Genomic DNA, 2,461 nt, shown 5'->3' on the forward strand with positions numbered 1-2,461 from the left:
GCGATAGCGCACAAGGCGATGTCGCGGAAAACCGGGGCGCGCGGTCTGCGCTCAATCGTGGAAGGCGCGCTGCTGGATACGATGTACGATCTGCCGTCAATGGACGACGTGGAGAAAGTGGTGATCGACGAGTCGGTTATCGCAGGCGAATCGGAGCCGATGCTGATCTATGGCAAAGGCGACGCACAGCAGGCGTCCGGCGAATAGTTTTCATGACTATCCCAGAAAAAAGAGAGCCATCCGGCTCTCTTTTTTTATCTCTGACGCTTTAGCCAGCCCGTAAGCCAACGTTTCGCAGCTTCTGCCACGCTTCGCCTCTTTCGATAAGCCTGTAGAGGTGTTTCGAAAAATAGAGCGACAGCGCGACAAACAGCAGCAGGATCGCGCCTTTAAGCAGATCCGAAGTCATGTTGAAGCGGGCAAGCTGATTAAAGACAATCCATTTCGCCGAATAGAAATTAGCGTGGAAGAGATAAAGGGAATAGGAATACATGCCGATGGCATGCAGCCTGTCGAACACCAGGCCTTTTAAATCCGGCATGTTCGCCAGCAGAAAAACGAAAGCCCAGGAAGGCAGGCAGGAGCCCAGCAGATCGCGGATTTGCAGATTCGTCACGCCCTGTCTGGCCAGCAGCCACAGCAGCAGCATCGCGGTCGGGATCAGCAGAAACACCGCCAGGTTCTTTTTAATGTCATGGAAGCCAATTTGGCGCCCGCACATGCCGGCCACAAATGAAAGCAGCGCCAGGTTCCCCGCGACGGATTTATAGGTCACGCCGTGCCAGCCCAGATAACCGTTATTGCCCCAGGTGACGTTAGTGACGATAAGAATGGCGATCATGGTTATGGCAGTGAAAGGAAAAACAAACGCTTTTTTGTTGCGCAGCAGCTTGCCGACACAGAGCAGCAGATAGAAATAGAATTCATAGACCAGCGTCCAGGCGGCCGGATTCGCCATCGACTCAGACCAGTTGTAGGGCATCGCCTCTCTGTCCCACTCTGTCCAGGGAATAAGAAAAAGGTTATGCATAAGATAGACTAACGAACCGGTCTTATGCAGCGTATAAAAAATTAAGGGAAGCGAGAGGATCAGATAGGCAGGATAGATGCGCTTTATTCTGTTTTTGATGAACGCGCCAGCCGACTGATCCTCTCGGAAGGTATGCATCATGATATAGCCGCTTAAAAAGAAAAACATCGATACCCCAACCTGGCCCGCACTGAAAAAATGGGCAACGGCGCGCGGCGAGAGGTGCTCCAGCACCACGCATAAAGCCGCCAGCCCCCTGACAATCTGCAGGTTGTATATTTCTTTACGTATCATTTTCTTTTCCTTAACCATAAAGGGCAGGGAATATACAGATTCCTGAATTGGCAAGATATTCCGTACTGAAATAATCAGATAATGCTTACGAATGGCGGCGGGAAAAGAGAAGAAATAAAAAAGCCTCCGGTCAGGGAGGCTTTGGCAAAAGCGTGGAGGATTAGCCTTTCAGCTCGTCCCAGTGGGTAATCAGATGGCTGGCGATACCGTAATCGATCGCCTGCTGTGGACTCATCCAGTAGTTGCTGTCCGTGTCCTGTTCCACTTTTTCCAGCGGCTGGCCGGTTGCTTTGCTGATCAGACGGTTAATACGGTCGCGCGCGCGCAGCAGCTCGTTGGCTTCGATTTCAATATCGGAAACCTTGCCACGTACGCCGCCCAGCGGCTGGTGGATCATAAAGCGCGTGTTAGGCAGCGCATAGCGGTCTTCTTTCTCGGCCGCCAGGAAAATGGTGATGCCCGCGCTGGCTACCCAGCCGGTGCCGATAACCTGAACCTTCGGCTTCACGAACTTAATCATGTCGTGAATGGTATCGCCAGCTTCAACGTGGCCGCCCTGGCTGTTGATGAACAGCTTGATCGGCTCATCGCCCATTTCCTGCAGGATCAGCAGCTGCGCGGTCACTTTCTCCGCCAGCGCTTGATCGATTTCGCCAGAAATGATCACAGATCGGGCTTGCAGTAACTTGTTAAGCGCCAGAGAGGATTTCTCTTCCGGGCTCTCTTTCTTTGGCTCCTGAGACATTATTTAGACTCCGTCGGAAACGATCTGTATAAGTGACAAGAGTTTAGCATAATCCATTCCCCAGCTAAATCAACCGTGCCGCAGCCGAATTATTGCTTTTCAAAACAGCAGGTTAATTGATAAATCCCCTTGTAAAGCGAATGCGGCCGGCGTTTTTACGTCCAGGGCTGTCGGAAAAAGCGCCTGCGCTCAGGCGCAGCGCGGCCCGCTTTTGCTGCCAAAATGGCCCTGAAATGCGCTATATTAGGATCGGGTCCATTAATGAAACAGCCTGTAAGGGCCGCTGATAAGCCATGAGGTTAACTGATGACAGAGAAGCGCAAAGACGGTTCAGGAAAGCTGCTGTACTGCTCTTTTTGCGGCAAAAGCCAGCATGAAGTCCGCAAGCTGAT

Annotated in this window: 3 protein-coding genes and 1 pseudogene; 2 read left to right on the forward strand and 2 right to left on the reverse strand. The window is 52.0% G+C overall.

Features of this window, described 5'->3' with window-relative positions; translation table 11 throughout:
- Positions 1–207, forward strand: a pseudogene (clpX, locus tag MKZ79_RS21100) (ATP-dependent Clp protease ATP-binding subunit ClpX); the annotation flags it as partial.
- A 61-nt stretch (positions 208–268) separates the two neighbouring features.
- Here clpX and MKZ79_RS21105 read toward each other — a convergent pair.
- Entirely contained in the window at positions 269–1,324 is a 1,056-nt protein-coding gene (locus tag MKZ79_RS21105; RefSeq protein WP_336144582.1) for an acyltransferase family protein, read from the reverse strand.
- 160 nt (positions 1,325–1,484) lie between these two features.
- Positions 1,485–2,069, reverse strand: a complete 585-nt coding sequence (locus tag MKZ79_RS21110) for an ATP-dependent Clp protease proteolytic subunit (protein ID WP_336144583.1) — start codon at positions 2,067–2,069, stop codon at positions 1,485–1,487.
- Between the two features lie 306 nt (positions 2,070–2,375).
- Between MKZ79_RS21110 and MKZ79_RS21115 the strand changes: the two genes are divergently transcribed.
- On the forward strand, positions 2,376–2,461 hold an 86-nt coding region (locus MKZ79_RS21115), incomplete at its 3' end, for a ClpX C4-type zinc finger protein (RefSeq protein ID WP_336144584.1).

It is taken from the genome of Erwinia sp. CGal63, assembly GCF_037026505.1.
Classification (GTDB): domain Bacteria; phylum Pseudomonadota; class Gammaproteobacteria; order Enterobacterales; family Enterobacteriaceae; genus Erwinia.

Coding starts and splice junctions, on each gene's coding strand:
- MKZ79_RS21105 (WP_336144582.1), bottom strand. CDS start 1,324: ATGATACGTAAAGAAATATACAACCTGCAGATTGTCAGGGGGCTGGCG.
- MKZ79_RS21110 (WP_336144583.1), bottom strand. CDS start 2,069: ATGTCTCAGGAGCCAAAGAAAGAGAGCCCGGAAGAGAAATCCTCTCTG.